Annotated in this window: 11 protein-coding genes and 1 pseudogene; 6 read left to right on the top strand and 6 right to left on the bottom strand. The window is 72.7% G+C overall.

What is annotated here, in order from left to right; translation table 11 throughout:
- Positions 1-7: 7 nt before the first annotated feature.
- The 4 genes from CG740_RS08895 to CG740_RS08880 all read left to right on the top strand — a co-directional run bounded on the left by CG740_RS08895 (position 8) and on the right by CG740_RS08880 (position 6,924).
- Positions 8-1,063, top strand: a complete 1,056-nt coding sequence (locus tag CG740_RS08895; RefSeq protein ID WP_100574460.1) for an alpha/beta fold hydrolase — start codon at positions 8-10, stop codon at positions 1,061-1,063.
- Entirely contained in the window at positions 1,063-2,517 is a 1,455-nt protein-coding gene (locus CG740_RS08890; protein WP_100574459.1) for a carboxylesterase/lipase family protein, read from the top strand. Before CG740_RS08895 ends, CG740_RS08890 begins: the two co-directional genes overlap by 1 nt.
- Before the next feature lie 151 nt (positions 2,518-2,668).
- Positions 2,669-5,683 carry a DEAD/DEAH box helicase gene (locus CG740_RS08885; protein WP_100574458.1) on the top strand — a complete coding sequence of 1,005 codons (3,015 nt, stop codon included), beginning with the start codon at positions 2,669-2,671 and terminating at the stop codon, positions 5,681-5,683.
- Complete coding sequence (locus CG740_RS08880; protein ID WP_234376151.1) at positions 5,680-6,924, top strand: SWIM zinc finger family protein; 1,245 nt, start codon at positions 5,680-5,682, stop codon at positions 6,922-6,924. The genes CG740_RS08885 and CG740_RS08880 overlap by 4 nt, the downstream gene beginning before the upstream one ends.
- A 51-nt stretch (positions 6,925-6,975) precedes the next feature.
- Here the strand turns inward: CG740_RS08880 and CG740_RS08875 are convergent, their stop codons facing one another.
- The 4 genes and pseudogenes from CG740_RS08875 to CG740_RS08860 all read right to left on the bottom strand — a co-directional run.
- Positions 6,976-9,078, bottom strand: a complete 2,103-nt coding sequence (locus CG740_RS08875) for a TerD family protein (protein ID WP_199846392.1) — start codon at positions 9,076-9,078, stop codon at positions 6,976-6,978.
- Between the two features lie 193 nt (positions 9,079-9,271).
- Positions 9,272-9,814: a hypothetical protein gene (locus CG740_RS08870; protein WP_100574457.1), complete on the bottom strand. Its 543-nt coding sequence runs from the start codon at positions 9,812-9,814 to the stop codon at positions 9,272-9,274.
- A 195-nt stretch (positions 9,815-10,009) separates the two neighbouring features.
- Complete coding sequence (locus CG740_RS08865; protein ID WP_100574456.1) at positions 10,010-11,356, bottom strand: MFS transporter; 1,347 nt, start codon at positions 11,354-11,356, stop codon at positions 10,010-10,012.
- A 391-nt stretch (positions 11,357-11,747) separates the two neighbouring features.
- Positions 11,748-12,380, bottom strand: a pseudogene (locus CG740_RS08860) (DUF2293 domain-containing protein); the annotation flags it as partial.
- 107 nt (positions 12,381-12,487) lie between these two features.
- On the opposite strand from CG740_RS08860, the gene CG740_RS08855 reads away from it, so the two are divergent.
- Positions 12,488-13,219 (top strand): DUF7873 family protein, encoded by a 732-nt coding sequence (locus CG740_RS08855; RefSeq protein WP_100574454.1) that lies wholly within the window; start codon positions 12,488-12,490, stop codon positions 13,217-13,219.
- Between the two features lie 499 nt (positions 13,220-13,718).
- Entirely contained in the window at positions 13,719-14,369 is a 651-nt protein-coding gene (locus tag CG740_RS08850) for a uridine kinase (protein WP_199846391.1), read from the top strand.
- On the opposite strand, the gene CG740_RS08845 is transcribed toward CG740_RS08850, so the two are convergent.
- A complete protein-coding gene (locus CG740_RS08845) occupies positions 14,339-15,337 on the bottom strand; it encodes a carbohydrate kinase family protein (protein ID WP_100574453.1) in 999 nt (332 codons plus the stop codon). The genes CG740_RS08850 and CG740_RS08845 overlap by 31 nt on opposite strands.
- Positions 15,338-15,375: 38 nt before the next feature.
- Complete coding sequence (locus CG740_RS08840; protein WP_100574452.1) at positions 15,376-16,290, bottom strand: pseudouridine-5'-phosphate glycosidase; 915 nt, start codon at positions 16,288-16,290, stop codon at positions 15,376-15,378.
- Positions 16,291-16,300: the final 10 nt, after the last annotated feature.

Raw genomic sequence — 16,300 nt, 5'->3', positions numbered from 1 at the left:
ATCATCGATGCGCACCCCGCACTCCCGCCGAGTCGCCACGGCCCGACTCACCCAGCAGATCCTGGAAGTCGAGCCGCAGCCGGGCTCCGAGGGCCCGCGCGAGACCGTCGTGTTCGTCCACGGCAACGTCTCGTCCTCGGTGTTCTGGCAGGACACCCTGCTCGCGCTGCCCGAGCACTACCGGCCGATCGCGGTCGACCTGCGCGGCTTCGGCGGCAGCGACCCGCTGCCGGTGGACGCGACCCGGGGCCTGCGCGACTACGCGGACGACCTCGCGGCGCTGCTCGACGCCCTGCATGTGGCGCGCGCACATCTGGTGGGCTGGTCCATGGGGGGCGGGGTGGTGATGCAGTACCTGCGCGACCGGCCGTCCACCATAGCTTCGCTCACCCTCGTCAACCCGGTCTCGCCGTACGGCTTCGGGGGCACCCATGGCGAGGAAGGCCTGCTCAACGCGCCCGACGGGGCCGGCTCCGGAGGCGGCACCGCCAATCCCGACTTCGTACGGCTCCTGCGCGCGGGCGACCGGGGCGAGGGCTCCCCGCTCTCGCCCCGACAGGTCCTTGCCACTTGCTACGTCAAACCCCCGGCGCGCCCCGCCCGCGAGGACGAACTGGTCGCCTCCATGCTCACGACCCGGATCGGCGTCGACCACTACCCCGGCGACAGCACGACGAGCGACACCTGGCCCGGAGTGGCCCCCGGCAGCCGGGGCGTCCTCAACTGCCTTGCCCCGACGCACTTCCGGGCCGACGACCTGCACACGCTGCCCGTGCTGCCACCGGTGACCTGGATCCGGGGCGAGGACGACGTCATCGTCTCCGACACCTCCCTGTTCGACCTCGCCCATCTAGGGTCGATCGGCGCCCTGCCCGGCTGGGACGGCACCCCCGCCCAGCCGATGCTCGCCCAGACCCGTCACGCGCTGGGTCTTTACGCGCGGGCCGGCGGCAGGGTACGAGAGATTGCGGTGCCCGGAGCCGGGCATGCGGTCCATGTCGAACGTCCCCGGGAATTCGGCGCGGCACTGCTCGAAACCCTGTCGGAAGGCGCACGCACCTGATGGAACCCATCCGTACGACCCGCCACGGCGCGGTCCGCGGCAGACTCGTCGCCGACGACGTGGCCGCCTTCCTCGGCATCCCGTTCGCCGCGCCCCCCTTCGGGGAGGCACGCTTTCGCGCACCGGGGCCCGCCGCCTCCTGGGACGGGGTGCGCGATGCGTTCTCCTATGGTCCGAGCGTGCCGAGAGCGCCCTACGCGCCGCCCTTCGACGAGCTCATCCCGGACGAGGGACCCCAGGGCGAGGACTGCCTCAACCTCAACATCTGGACCCCCCACCCGGCTCCGAGCACCGGCCTTCCGGTGATGGTGTGGATCCACGGCGGAGCCTTCGCCAACGGCTCCGGATCGGCGTCCGCGTACGACGGAAGCACCTTCGCACGTGACGGCGTGGTGTACGTCAGCATCAACTACCGGCTCGGCGCCGACGGTTTCCTGCGGCTGCCCGACCGGCCCGACAACCGCGGCCTGCTCGACCAGATCGCCGCCCTGGAATGGGTCCGCGACAACATCGAGGCTTTTGGCGGCGACCCCGGTCAGGTGACCGTGTTCGGCGAATCGGCGGGTGCCATGAGCATCGGCGCGCTCCTGTCGATGCCCCGCGCCCGCGGCCTGTTCCGGCGCGCGATCCTCCAGAGCGGCGCCGCCCACCACTTCCTGCGGCCCGCCTCCGCCGAGCTGATCACCGCGCGGCTCGCCGAGAAGCTCGGCATCGGCACGACGGCGGAGGAGTTCGCCGAGGTCCCCCTGGACGAGCTGCTGCCCGCCCAGGCCGACCTGCGCGGGGAGATCGGGGCCCGGCCCGACCCGGCGCTGTGGGGTGAGGCCGCGCTCAACATGATGCCGTTCGAGCCCGTCCTCGACGAGCTGCCGCTGCCCCCGGCCGACTGCGGCGTGGACATCCTCGCCGGCAGCAACCGCGAGGAGTACCGGTTGTTCCTCGTGCCGACCGAGCGCCTCGACGTGCTGTCGCAGGCCAAGCTGCGCGCGGCGACCGCCGCGTACGGGCTCGACCCCGACAAGGCACTGCCCGTGTACGCGGAACGCCGCCCGGACGCGCTGCCCGGCGAGCTCTTCGACGCCGTCACCACCGACTGGTTCTACCGGATCCCCGCGCTGCGCCTCGCCGAGTCCGTGCCCGGCTCGTACGTGTACGAGTTCGCCCACCGCTCCCCGGCCCTCGGCGGCCGGCTCGGCGCCTGCCACGCCTCCGAACTCGGCTACGTCTTCGACCGGCTCGACGACCCGACCTACGCTCCGATCCTCGGCGAGGAGCCCCCGCAGTCCCTGGCGGACGCCCTGCACGGCGCCTGGGTGGCCTTCGCGAAGACGGGCGAGCCGGGCTGGGCGGCGTACGACCGCGACACCCGCACGACGCAGGTCTTCGACACCGTGCCGGGCGTCGAGAACGATCCCCGTGCCGAGGAACGTGCCTTGTGGGAGGGGGTGCGCTGAGGCCGTGGGGTCCGTGTGGGAGGGGATGCGCCGAGGCCGTGGGGCCCATTGTCAGACCTCGCCCGTAAGGTCGTAGATCAGTCGCGGACCACGCGGCGGACCACGACCGAGCGGACGAGGGAGGTGACCGGCGGTGAACCGGCCGACACCGATGCGGCACCCCGAGGAGCGGGCGCCGGTGGCCGCGCGCGGCCCCGCGCCCGCCCGCCGCGATCCCCTGCCCGGCACCCACCGGCTCTCCGGGCCCGGCAGGGGCCCGGAGCATCCGCACGAAACGGCGAGCGAGGCACAGTGGCCCGCGCTGTCCGCCGCCGCCGTGTTCCTGCCCGCCGGGCTGCCCCGCGAGGGCAAGGTCGCCTTCTGGGACCCGGAGCAGGGACCCCTGCCCCCGGGCCCGCCCGGTGCCGAAGTGACCGAGCTGACCATCGTGCGCCGCCACGGCGGGGGCGCCCGCAGCCGCAAGGTCGCCGCGCTCCTCCTGCCCGTCACCGAAGCCCTCCCCGCCCTCGTGCGGGCCCGCCACCACCGGGCCGCCCACCCGGCGGCCGCCTGCTGGGGCGCCGCCGCGCTGCACGCGCTACACCTCGTCGCGCGCGGGAGGCTGCTGCCCGGGCTCACCTCCACCCACCACGACGCCTGGCGGGCCGGCCCGCTGGACGCCGACGACATCGCCCAGCTGCGGGCCATCGCCGCGGCCATGCCGTACGAGGCGTACGGGGTGCCCGTCCCCGGCCGCGGCGCCCTTCAACTCCCGGACCCCGAAGCCCTGGTGAGGGCCTTCCTCGACGCGGTCGCCGACAGCCTGCCGCGCACCCCGGCCGCCGCCCATGCCGCCGGCGCGCCCTTCGCGGCCGCCACCGCCCAATATCTGCCGTCCGCCCGCGCCTGGGCCGCGGAGGCCGCCGCCGGGATGGACGCGGGTGTCCGGGTCTCGCTGCGCCTGGACCTGTCGGGGTTCGAGCTGTTCGACACGGCGTCCGACGACGAGGGCGAGGCGCGGCGCGCCGGCTCCGCGATCGTCCAGGTGCACAGCCTGGCCGACCCGACCCTGGTGGTCGACGCCTCCCGCCTGTGGTCGGACGACGGGCACGAGGACCGGCCCGGATCCGCGTCCGCGAGCGGGGCCGGTCGCTCAGGGGCATCAACAGGACACGCGGGAGCGGTAGTTGAGGCGTTCGGTCCGCGCGCCCGGATCGATGCGCTGCTCGCTCTGCGCCGGGCCGCCCGCGTCTGGGCGCCGCTCGGGCTGCTCCTGGAACGAGCCGTCCCCGATGTGCTGCCACTGACCGAGACCGAGCTGTACGAGCTGCTCGGCGAGGCATCGGCGCGCCTGGCCGCGGCCGGCGTCACCGTCCACTGGCCGCGCGAGCTGGCCCGCACCCTCACCGCCACGGCCGTCGTACGCCCGGCGCCCGGCTCGGCGACCGACGGCACGTCCTTCTTCGACGCCGGGGAACTGCTCTCCTTCAACTGGCAGTTGGCGCTCGGCGACGAGCCGCTCACCAACGCCGAGATGGACGTGCTCGCCGAATCCCACCGCCCGATCGTGCGGCTGCGCGACCAGTGGGTGGTGGCCGACCCCGAGCTCGTCCGCAAGGCCAGAAAGCGCGACCTGGGCCTCCTTGACCCGGTGGACGCGCTGTCCGTCGCCCTCACCGGCACGGCGGAGGTCGACGGCGAGACGGTCGAGGCGGTCCCGGCCGGGGCCCTCGCGCTGCTCCGCGACCGGCTCCTGGAAGGCCCCGCCGCCGCCGAGCAGCCGCCCGGTCTGGACGCGACCCTGCGTGACTACCAACTGCGCGGCCTGGCCTGGCTGGAGATGATGACGGCGATGGGCCTCGGCGGCTGCCTCGCCGACGACATGGGCCTCGGCAAGACCATCACCGTCATCGCCCTGCATCTGCGCCGCGCCCGCACCGAACCGACCCTGGTGATCTGTCCGGCCTCACTGCTCGGCAACTGGCAGCGCGAGATCGCCCGGTTCGCCCCCGGAGTCCCGGTGCGCCGCTTCCACGGCAGCAGCCGCAGCCTGGCGGGCAGCGAGGGCGGCTTCGTCCTCACCACGTACGGCACCATGCGCGGCAGCGCCCCCCAACTGGCCGCGCACCGCTGGAACATGGTGGTCGCCGACGAGGCGCAGCACGTCAAGAACCCGTTCTCGGCGACCGCCAAGGCGCTGCGCACCATCCCCGCCCCGGCCAGGGTCGCGCTCACCGGCACCCCGGTGGAGAACAACCTCTCCGAGCTGTGGGCGCTGCTCGACTGGACGACGCCCGGGCTGCTCGGCCCCCTCAAGGCGTTCCGGGCCCGGCACGCCCGCCTGGTGGAGAACGGCGAGGACGACGACGCGGCCGAGCGCCTGTCCCGGCTGGTCCGGCCCTTCCTGCTGCGCCGGAAGAAGTCCGATCCGGGCATCGTGCCCGAACTGCCCCCGAAGACCGAGACCGACCACCCGGTCGCCCTCACCCGCGAACAGGCCGCCCTCTACGAGGCGGTGGTCCGCGAGGTCATGGCCGCCGTCGAGGCGTCCGAGGGCATCGCCCGCCGCGCCCAGATCATGAAGCTGCTCACCGCCCTGAAGCAGATCTGCGACCACCCCGCCCAGTACCTGAAGGAGGACGCCCCGCGCCTGGCCGCCCGCTCGGGGAAACTGGCCCTGCTCGACGAACTGGTGGACACCATCCTCAGCGAGGACGGCTCGGTCCTCGTGTTCACCCAGTACGTCGCGATGGCCAGGCTGCTCTCCACCCATCTCGCGGCCCGCGGCGTGCCCGCCCAACTGCTGCACGGCGGAACCCCGGTGGCCGAGCGGGACCGCCTGGTCGACGTCTTCCAGAGCGGTGAGGTCCCCGTCTTCATCCTGTCCCTCAAGGCCGCCGGCACCGGCCTCAACCTCACCCGCGCCGGCCATGTCATCCACTACGACCGCTGGTGGAACCCGGCCGTCGAGGAACAGGCCACCGACCGTGCCTACCGCATCGGCCAGACCCAGCCCGTCCAGGTCCACCGACTGATCGCGGAAGGCACCGTCGAGGACCGCATCGCGGACATGCTGGAGCAGAAGCGCCGCCTTGCCGAGGCGGTCCTGGGCTCCGGCGAGAGCGCCCTGACCGAACTCACCGACCGTGAACTGGCCGACCTGATCTCCCTGCGGAGGGCCCCGTGAACCCCCGCCCGCCGGTGCGCACCCCGCGCCACGACGACCGCCGCCGCACCTACCCCGCACTCGGCGCCCGCTCGGAGCGCACGGGTACCTGGTGGGGCGACGCCTGGGTGGGAGCCCTGGAGGAACTCGCCCTGGACGCGGCCCGGTTGGCACGCGGCCGCGCCTACGCCGAAGCCGGCCAGGTCGACGCGATCACCGTCACCCCGGGCCGTATCACCGCCTACGTCCACGGCTCCCGGCCCCGCCCCTACCGCACCGAGCTGAGGCTGCGCACCCTGCCCGACCAGGCATGGGAGGACTTCCTCGACAGTGCGGCCCAGGAGCCCGCGCACATCGCGGCCCTCCTCGACAAGGACCTGCCGCACGCGCTGGCCGACGAGGCGGCCCTGCTGCCCGCCTACGGTGATCTGATCCCCGACTGCTCGTGCCCCGACGACGGCTACCCCTGCAAGCACGCGGCGGCGCTCTGCTACCAGGCCGCACGCCTCCTTGACGAGGACCCGTTCGTGCTGCTCCTCATGCGCGGGCGGGGCGAGCAGGAGGTCCTCGCCGCGCTCACCCGGCGCAACGCCGCCCGCATGGCCGTGGAACGGGCCGCCCCGCCGCCCCGACTCCCCACCGTCCAGGCCCGCACGGCGGTCCAGCCGCGCACCCTCCCACCGCTCCCGCCGCCCTTCCCCACCCCGGCCCGGCCGGGCCATCCGCCCGCCTTCCCCGAGGTGCACGGCGGCCCCGACCCGCTGTCCCTCGACCTCCTGGCCACCGAGGCGTCCCTGCGCGCCCACGCCCTCCTGGCCACCGGAGAGGACCCGATCGCCCCCCTCTCCACCTGGCAGGACGCGGTCCGCCTCGCCGCCGCGCACCCCGGCTCCGGCCTCACCTCGGCGACCCGCGCCCTCTACACCTCACTGACCCGGGCCACCGACCGCACCCCCGGCGACCTCGCCCGCGCGGTGGCCGCCTGGCGCCAGGGCGGCTCGGCGGCCCTCGCCGTCCTCGAAGCCCCCTGGGACCCCCCGGCCGGCCCCTTCGACCGGGCCCGCCCCGCGCTGACCGCCGCCGGCTTCCCCGACTTCCGCCCCAGCCGCAACCGCCTCTCCACCCCCACCACCCAGCTCCGCTACGGCCGCGACGGCCTCTGGTACGGCTACGAGTCCGACCCCGGCCGGGACGACTGGTGGCCCCGCGGCACCCCCGACCCGGACCCGGTGGGCGCCCTCACGGCCCGGCTCGGGGCTTGAGGGCACGGGGCCGGAGCCGGGGAGCCAAGGGGCCGGATGGAGCGTGGCGCGTCAGGCGGAAGCACCGGCCGCCCTGGGGCGCTGCGCCGGGCGCGGCGGCTCCAGCCGAGTGACCACGCTGGAGTGGAAGAGGTCGACGGCCGCGTCCACCCCGCGGATGAACCCGGTCTCGGCATTGCCGCGCGTACTGCCCACACTTTTGGAAAGCGAAAGCCGGAACCCGGAGATCCGTTCGGCCCCCTTAGGCAGCAGGTCACCGGGCTCGGGGCGCAGCTTCTCCAGGGTGCCGCGCGGACCGACCGTCTCCCCTTCGAGAAGGGTCTCCACATGAAGATCGGCCGGCGCCTCACTCAGCTGTTTCATCAGCTTCTTCGCCCAGCTCAGTGGGTATCCCTGCTCGGGCGCGGCGATCTCGATGGACGTCCTGAGCCGTCCCATCCGCAGATCGGCGACGACACCCACGGTGCCGGGCGCCCCCTCGATTCGGATCTCGGCACGCAACTGTCCGTCCACGCAGAGCCGGGCAGCCAGTTCGACCCGACGCGACTGCGGATCGGTGCCGCGCCTGGCCCGCTGCACGGGCACCACCTTCGTGCCCAGTTCCCCGCCGAGCCGCAGGCAGACCTGGCGGATCAGCCGCTCCCAGCTCTCGACGACCTGCACGGTTCGCGGATCCCCCGGAGACAGGGTCTCCTCGTCGATCCCGTTGCGCACCGGGACCCACGCGGGGCCCATGTTCTGGAAGCCGTGACAGCCGGAGTTGTCGTGCTGGAGATAGTGCAGCAACTCCTGGAGGAGCCAGGCGTGCGCCTCGTTGCGTACGCCCTCGTGCCGGATGAGGAGCTGCGCCTGGTGAGTCACCTCGGCCCAGGACAGATGCCACAGCGCGACTTTGTGCTTGCGCCGCCCGTCGGTCTTCACCTCGACCAGTGAACTCCCCTCCAAAGCAACGTCATTGGAGAGAGTGATGACCGCCTCGTAGCCCCGGCGGGCAGCGATGTCCATATAGGCCTGGATCTGCTCGCTCTTGAGGGAGTTGCCGTTGGTCTTGGTCTCGACGAGGGCCGTCCACAGCTTCCCCGCGCGCTCCACGCGGATGACACCATCCGGCCGCTTCGGGGTGTCGCCGTGCGGAAGCGACACCTCGGTGAAGGTCTCCATCCGCCCGGCGGGCGCGCCGAAGGCGGCGGTGAGACGCCGCCCGAATTCGGGCACCTGGGTCATCACGGCGAGCAGTACGGACGTGGCCCGCATTTCGCGCTCCCGGTCGCTCTTGAGGGACGACGCGGGGAACAACCGGGCACTGCGCCAGGAGTCGTTTTCGGCGAGCGAAGGCCTGGGTGCCTTCGGCAGAGTGACCTTCTTCTTGGCCGTACGGAGCCGGCGTGCGGGCGGCGCGGTGGCCTGCTCGGCAGCGCCCGGTTCGGCTGAGCGCTGCACGGGCACCGAGGCGAGAGCCGCGGCGCGTGCGGCCGCCGGGCCCTCAACTGTGGTGTCGGAAGCGCCGGTTGTGACGGCCGTTTCGACGACGGCAGAGGTGTGGCCACCCGTGTCCATGGCGTCGGGGAAGCCCGGTGCTCGATCCTGAGGGTGCTCCGCCTCGCTGTCCTGGTCGTCGTCCTCGTCGATCTCGATGCCGTAGTCGGTGGCGAGACCGGCGAGGCCGGAGTCGTAGCCCTGGCCGATAGCGCGGAATTTCCACGCGTCCTCGCGACGATAGATCTCACCGAAGACGAAGGCGCTCTCCGTCTCGGCGTCGGTGATGGAGAAGCGCAGCATCTCCTCGCCCGAACCGTCCGTCAGGCTGACTCCAATGTTCTCCAACTCGCCGAAATGGGCCCGCTGATGACGACTGGCGGCGATGACGACACGGCCGATCTCGTCAGGAATGGCAGTCAGATCGAGCCGAATTCTGTCCTCGTTGCCGTTCTCGGTCGGGGCCGGGCCGAGGAGTTGAACCGTGCCGTCGGCGGCGGCCGGGTTGTTGTAGAAGTAGAAATCCCCGTTGTCCCGTACCTTGCCGCCGGCGCCGAGCAGCAGCACGGAGACATCGGCATCGCCCTCGCCGGTCGGGCTGCTCCAGCTCAGACTCACGATGACGGAGTCGGCGTTCTCGCTGAGCGCGGCCAGGCCCACGTTGGCACCCTTGACCATTTCGTGCATGAGATCCCCCCACGGGATGGAGGGCTGTACGGGCATGGCCGAACTGCCCTCTGTTCACGGAAAGTTAATGCTCTCCCCAAGAGCGCGGAATGCAGCCTACTCCCAGATGCGGTTGCCGCCCGGAGGAAGAAGCAAAGGCGCAAGGATGCCAAGGGGCAGGGGTTGCCCTTGCGGGCTGCTACCCCTATGCCCCGGCCGCCCACCGCGTCAGCCGTTGGAAGTCGGCCTCGCGCAGGCCGCGTCGGGGGTGGATGCGCACCATCAGGGCGCGGGCGTCGTGGTGGTCGCGTACATACGTCTCGTCCAGGTCGGTGATCATGTCGTCGACCCAGGCGAAGGGGCGGCCGGCGGCCCATTCCAGCAGGGGTCTGGTCTTCCAGTACAGGCCGTCGGGGTCGGTGGCGAACAGCTCGGGCCAGGCGATGAAGGGGAGGTCCGCGGGGAGGCCGATGGCGGGGGCGATCATCTCGTTGGCCTCGTTCATCCACGTGGTGGCCCAGGCCAGTTCGTACGGCAGCGAACGCAGCCGGGGGCCGTGCGCCGGGTTGAGGCGGACCCGCAGGCCGAGCCGGTGCGGGCGTGAGCCCGGGGTCTGGCGGGAGAGCCAGACCGAGGGGTGGAGCCGGTGGGTGCGGTAGCCGCGCAGATGGGGCAGGCGGGCCGCGTAGGGGTTGAGGGGGCCGTCCACGTCGAGGAGCAGCAGGGGGCGGTCCGGCGCAGATGTCATGGGGCAGGGATACCCCATGGGACCGGCTCAAGTTCCTTGTGGGGAACGGCAGTTGCGGAGGCGGGGCATCCGCTCGCCGCGGGATGCCCGGCCCGGCCCGTGGATGTGGGGATGGGGGGTGTGGGTGGGCCGCGCCGTGACCTGCCGCCGTGACCTGCCGGACTGCCGGACGTGGGCCGCTTCGTGGCAGGCCGCTCAGCCTCCTGACGTCGTCACCGACTCGCGCGTCTCCGGGGCCCACGCCAGCGACACCAGCAGGCCGGCGAGCAGTACGGCCGCCAGCCAGTACATCGAGCCGCTCAGGCCGAGGTGCTCCAGGCTCACCGGCAGGATGAACGTGCCGACTGCCGACGCGATGCGGCTGGTGCCGTTGAGGAACCCGACGCCGGTGGCGCGCAGATGCGTGGGGTAGAGCTCGGCGGGATACACCTGGGTGAGGTTCGATGCGCCGGCCATCACGAAGGTGTAGACGAGGAACGGCACCATGAGGGCGATCGTCGAGGCATGGGCGAAGGCGCCCATCAGCGCGAGTGCCGCCGTCATGATGCCGAACGTGACGATCGTCAAGGGGCGGCGGCCGGTCTTCTGGAGGAACCAGAGGCCGATGACACCGCCGCCGAGCAGGAAGAGGTTCAGGAGCAGGTTCTGCAGGTCCGGATCGGGGACGTGCAGGGCGGCCAGGATGGTCGGCATGAAGGTGTAGATCGCGAAGTACGGCAGTACCTGGGCGCTGTAGAAGACCGTGCCGAACCAGGTCCGCTTCGCCTGGCCCGGCGAGAAGAGCTCGCGGTAGGCCGCTGTCGTGCTGGTGCGCCGCTCGGGCGGGGCGGCCTCGGCCGCGCCCAGCTCCGCCTTCAGATACGTGCGGGCGATGGCCCGGGCCTCGTCGATCCGGCCCTGGCTGATCAGCCAGCTCGGCGACTCCGGCGTACCGAAGCGGAGCAGCAGCACCAGGAGCGCCGGCACCGCACCGGAGGCGAGCAGCAGATAGGCGGCCCCCTCGGACTTGCCGAGGTAGGTGCCGAGGATGCCGGCGATGACGTAGCCGACGGTCCACATCACGGTGAGGGAACCGAGGAGCACGCCCCGCAGCCTGCGGGGTGCGAACTCGGACAGCATCGTCGGGCCGACCGCGTAGTCCGCGCCGAGCCCGAAGCCGATCAGCACGCGCAGGGTGAAGAGCAGGGCCGGGTCGCGCGCCCAGAGCTGGAGGGCGGAGGCGACGGTGATCAGGACGAAGTTGTAGATGTACAGCTTCTGGCGGCCGATGATGTCGCCGACCCGGCCGAGCACGATGCTGCCGAAGAAGAGCCCGATCAGTGCCGAGGCGCCGAGCAGGCCCTGCCAGACGCCGGAGAGGTGCCGGGCGTCGGTGAGGGTGGCGAGGACCGCGCCGATCATGCCGAGCGCGTATCCGTCGGAGAAGTTCGCCCCGAACGTGGTCGCCGTCACCCGCAGGTGGAACGGGCGCAGGGGGGCCTCGTCGAGTGACGGGGCAAGCAGTTCGGATGGGTCGGATTCCACGGTGGCCGGCTTCGGCATCGGCTGTTACCTCGCCTGGGGCATGGGCCCGCCTGGGGCGGCGGGGGACGGGCGGCTTGGGTCGAGCGCAGCCATCCTGCCCTGCCCAACCCCCGTAAGGGAATCGTTCTATGCGAAAGAACTGTGAGTGAATGGAATTCTTACGCAAGAGGAGGCTGCCGTTCCGCGACCCTGGAGGCTACCTCGCTCGGCCCTGAGGCGGGCGGCTCGCAGGACTGGCCCGACCCGCGGCGGGCGGCTCGCAGGCGTCGCCCGGCCCCGCGGCGGGCGGTTCGCAGGCGTCGCCCGGCCCCGCGGCGGGCGGTTCGCAGGCGTCGTCCGGCCCCGCGGCGGGCGGTTCGCAGGCGTCGTCCGGCCCCGCGGCGGGCGGCTCGCAGGGCTCACCCGCGGCCCAGGCCGCCAGCACCGCGTCGATCGCGGCGGCCACCCGCGCCCGTGCCCTGCCGTGCGGGACGCGCGCCATGAGCAGCGCGTCGTACTCCGTGTCCAGATGGCGCACGGACGCCCGCACCGCGGCCGTCACCGCCGCCGCGTCCAGCGCGCGGCCCGCAGCCGACCGGCCCACCCGGCCGCTGCCCCGCACCGAGGCGTGCTCGGCGATGTCACGGGCCCGCCCGGCCGGACAGCCGGGAAACAGGCGCAGGATCTCGGCGGTCAGAGCCGCCGTGAACCGTACGTCCTCGGCGGCCCGGCGCTCGGCGTCCCGGGCCCGCCGACGGGCCCGCGCCTCCGCGTCGGCCAGGCAGGCCGCTTCCGCCGCGGCGAGCGCGGCCTCCTCGACGAAGACGCCCTGGCGCTCATAGCGCCGCCGGCGCCGATCGCGGCGCACCACGATGGCGGAGAGCGAACTGCCCGCCCGGGCCCGGCGGGTGAGCGCGGTGTCGCCGCGCGGCAGGAACACCAGATGGCCCAGATCCGCGCAGTCGAGACACAGCGGCGACCCCGACTCCAGGACGAGATGCCGCAGCGGGGCGCGCCCGCATCCGGTGCAGCGATGGTGATGCCGGGGCTGTATGACGAGAATGGGCCCGCCCTCCTTGCGCAAGTACCCCTGTCTTGGCCGACCTTTGTCTGATTCCCCGCGCAATAACCTGTGGAACAAGGAGGATGGGGATTGCTACGTTTCCCCACGTGGCGAAACTCAATCAAATCATCGCAGTCGAAAAGGGAATCAAGTCGAAGTCCCACCAGGACCTGACGGCTGCTCAGCACGGTTTGCAGAAGCCCGCGTTGCTGGCGGGAATCTCCCGTACCTATCAGCCCAAGGACGAAGAGGGCGAGCAGCTCCCGCCCGAGTCCACCCGGGTGCAGGTCAGGTCCGAGGACGTCCTGCGGGACACCGCCGCCACGCTGACCCGCCTGTTCGACGTGACCGCCACCAAGGACTGGGCGAACTGCGAGGCGCGCGCCGACATCACCGTCGACGGGCGGGTCCTCGTGGCCGCCGCGCCCGTCTCGTACCTGCTCTTCCTGGAGAAGCAGCTGACGGACATCAACGCCTTCGTGCGCCGTCTCCCGGTGCTCGACGCCGCCGAAGCATGGGTCCAGGACCCGTCCACCGACTCCTGGAAGACCGAGCCGGTACGGACGCTGCGCACGAAGAAGGTGCCGCGCAACCACGTCAAGGCCGAAGCGACCGACAAGCACCCGGCGCAGGTCGAGGTGTACTACGAGGACGTGCCTGTCGGCTACTGGACGACCGTGAAGTTCTCGGGCGCGCTGCCCGCCCGCCGCGTCAACGAACTCGTATCCCGTGTGGAGAAGTTGCAGCAGGCGGTCAAGTTCGCGCGCGAGGAGGCCAACGGCATCGACGTCACCGATCAGCGGGTGGGCGACGCCGTATTCGGCTACCTTTTCGGATGAGCACGCCCTGACGTGTGCGTGATCACGCTTTGTCGCGTGCGTGAGCGCGCCTCGACGTGTACGTACGCGACAACCCACAACTCCCGGTCGTGCCCAGCACGGCCGGGTGCGCCAGGAGCGCAAAGCTGAAACTGAAGCTCGTCGTGACGGTGCGGCCGCGAATCACGTGTCCGCCATCAATCTCAGACTCTCGCTCCAGACTCAGCATGCGCCACCGATCGCCGGAACCGACCGGCCCAGGCACATGTGCGTCGAATTGCCGGTTCGAGTCCGGCCCGCGGAGCTGCACTCGCATTCCCCATCGATCCGCGGTGGTCCAAAGGCAGGACGCGACGGCTTGAGACTGACCTGGGTTCTCAAGCGGACCGGCGTGTGCAATCGCGGTGGCATCACTCAGGGCCCGGGGGCCGGCTACGCCTCCGGGCCCGCTCCTGTCCGGGGGCGGCTCCGCTCGCCGACGGACGGTCTCGTCGACGCGTCGTTCCGGCCACCGCGCATGATGGAGGGCGTGCGATTCGAAGCGATCACCTGGGAACGGCTGGCGGACGCCCTCGCCGAACGGACCATGGACCTCAAGCCGTCCGACGACGGCTCCTGGCTGCGCATCGGGGTGGACGGGGCGCCCGCCGCGCACCCCGAGGAACTGTCCCGGCGCATCGCCGAGGCCCTCAGGGCGCGCGGCCGACCGGTCCTCGACCTCTCCACCGAGGGCTTCCTGCGGCCCGCGTCGCTGCGCTTCGAATTCGGGCGCCAGGACCCGGACACGTACTACGACGGCTGGTTCGACACCGGAGCCCTGTGGCGGGAGGTCTTCGGGCCGCTGGACCCCGGCGGCACGGGCCGGGTGCTGCCCGACCTGTGGGACCCCGCGACCGACCGGGCGACCCGGAGCCCGTACGAAACCCTCCCGGAGGGCGGGGTGCTGCTGGTGCACGGGCCGCTGCTCCTGGGCCACTGGTTCCCATTCGACCTCACCGTCCACCTGCGCCTGTCACCGCCCGCCCTGCGCCGCCGGACCGAGGAGGGTGCCCGCTGGACGCTGACGGCCTTCGAGCGGTACGAGGCGGAGGTGCGGCCGAGCGAGGCGGCCGATGTCGTGGTGCGGGTCGACGACCCTCGTCATCCGGCCTGGGGACGGGGTGAGGCGTGAGGGGGTCGGCCCGCCCCCGGACGACCTCCCACCACCCCCACCGCGCACGCCCCCGCCCGGCACCCCGCCTCGGCGGCCTCCGCCGTGGCCGCGCCGCGCAGACGGGCGGCGAGGAAGCCACCGGTGAAGGCGTCGCCGGCGCCGGTGGAGTCCAGGGCCCGCACCTCCGGCGCGGCCGTCCGCGCGACGACCTCGCCGCCCACGGCCACCAGCGCCCCGGCGGCGCCCAGCGTGACGGTGACCATCGGGAACCGCCGGCTCAACTTGACCGCCGCGTCCGCCGGTTCGGGCAGGCCGGTGAGGAACGCCGCCTCGGCGGCGTTGGGGAGCAGTACGTCGATCCCCTCGGCCAGGGCCAGGAACTCCTCGATGCCCAGGGCGCCGATGAACCCGGTCGACGCCGGATCCAGGCTCACGGTGATACCGGCCGATCGGGCCGACTCCCGTGCCGTGAGCGCGAGTTGCCGACACGGGTCGGCGAAGAGCAGATAGCCCGAGAGGTGCAGATGGGCGACGCCGTCGAGCAGGTCGGGCGACCAGTCGGCGGGGCTCATCCGGTGGACGGCGCCGCTGTCGGTCAGGAAGGTGCGCTCCGCCGTGGCGGTGTCGACGAGGGAGATCACGGTCGCGGTGGGCGCGTCGGCATCCGTGATCAGCAGAGGGCGCACGCCGGAGCGGCGCAGACTCAGGTCGTGCCAGGCGGCCGAGTCCTGGCCGACCCGGGCGAGCAGCCGTACGTCCGCACAGCCCGAACGGGCCGCCCAGCAGGCCGCGTTGGCACCCGCGCCGCCCGGCACCGTACGGATGTCGGCCGGTGTGTCCGTGGCGGGCGCGAGGGGGCCGCGGTGGCGGGCGACCACATCGGTGACCACGTCCCCGACGACCAGGAGCCCGCCACCCCTGAGGCCACCGGGATCACCCCCGGGGCTGCCGTCGGTACCGCTCCCACCGCCCCCGTCACTGTGCACACCGTCCCCGTCCCCGCGCCGACAGTTCCCGGCTCCGCTCACAGCGCCGCCGCGATGTCCGCCGCGAGCCGGACGTTGCCGCGTACCGCCGCCACGTTCGCCTCAAGGGAGGCCCCGTCCGTGTGCTCGACCAGGTAGTTCAGCAGGAAGGGCGTGACCGCCTGGCCCGTGACGCCGGCCGCGCGGCAGGCGGCGAGGCCCGATGCGAGCACCTCGTCGTGCAGCCGGGGGTCGAGCTGCTCGGCCTCCGGGACCGGGTTGGCCACGATCACCGCCGCTTCAAGGCCGAGCGAGCGGTGCGCCCGCAGCACGCCGGCCGCCTCTCCGGGCGTACGGACCGTCCAGTCGACCGGCTCGCCGGAGCTGGACAGATAGAACCCGGGGAAGTGTTCCGTGCGGTAGCCGACGACCGAGACCCCGAGCGTCTCCAGGCGCTGCAACGTGGCCGGCACATCGAGGATCGACTTCACGCCCGCGCACACCACCGCGAGGGGTGCCCGCGCCAGCAGGCGCAGATCCGCCGACTCGTCCTGCGTCTCGGTCCACTCCCGGTGTACGCCGCCGAGCCCGCCGGTCGCGAAGACGCGCAGGCCCGCCCGTGCGGCCAGGAACGCGGTGGCCGAGACGGTGGTGGCCCCGCTCGCCCCGGTGGCCAGCGCCATCGGCAGATCGCGGTGCCCGAGCTTGCGCAGCTCCTCGTTGGCGACCCGCTCCAACTGCGCCTTGTCCAGGCCCACCAGGGGCCGCCCGTCGAGGACCGCGACGGTCGCGGGCACGGCGCCCCGGTCGCGCACCAGCCCCTCCAGTTCGCGGGCCACGCGCAGATTGCGCGGCCGGGGCAGCCCGTGCGAGATGATCGTCGACTCCAGGGCGACGACCGGCCGCCCCTCGTCGAGAGCCGTCCGTACTTCTTCCGACACCGTGGTCTCATCAGGTACGTCGTCAAAGGGCATGCCCCATCCC

The sequence above is a fragment of the Streptomyces sp. CB01201 genome, assembly GCF_002803085.1.
Taxonomy (GTDB): domain Bacteria; phylum Actinomycetota; class Actinomycetes; order Streptomycetales; family Streptomycetaceae; genus Streptomyces; species Streptomyces hundungensis.
This window is presented reverse-complemented; position numbering and strand designations above follow the sequence as displayed.

What these genes read in the sequence shown, in the direction of transcription:
- CG740_RS08850 (WP_199846391.1), top strand. Translation starts at nt 13,719, where the DNA reads ATGGAGGGCGTGCGATTCGAAGCGATCACCTGGGAACGGCTGGCGGAC.
- CG740_RS08890 (WP_100574459.1), top strand. Translation starts at nt 1,063, where the DNA reads ATGGAACCCATCCGTACGACCCGCCACGGCGCGGTCCGCGGCAGACTC.
- CG740_RS08885 (WP_100574458.1), top strand. Translation starts at nt 2,669, where the DNA reads ATGCGGCACCCCGAGGAGCGGGCGCCGGTGGCCGCGCGCGGCCCCGCG.
- CG740_RS08840 (WP_100574452.1), bottom strand. Translation starts at nt 16,290, where the DNA reads ATGCCCTTTGACGACGTACCTGATGAGACCACGGTGTCGGAAGAAGTA.
- CG740_RS08865 (WP_100574456.1), bottom strand. Translation starts at nt 11,356, where the DNA reads ATGCCGAAGCCGGCCACCGTGGAATCCGACCCATCCGAACTGCTTGCC.
- CG740_RS08875 (WP_199846392.1), bottom strand. Translation starts at nt 9,078, where the DNA reads ATGGTCAAGGGTGCCAACGTGGGCCTGGCCGCGCTCAGCGAGAACGCC.
- CG740_RS08870 (WP_100574457.1), bottom strand. Translation starts at nt 9,814, where the DNA reads ATGACATCTGCGCCGGACCGCCCCCTGCTGCTCCTCGACGTGGACGGC.
- CG740_RS08895 (WP_100574460.1), top strand. Translation starts at nt 8, where the DNA reads ATGCGCACCCCGCACTCCCGCCGAGTCGCCACGGCCCGACTCACCCAG.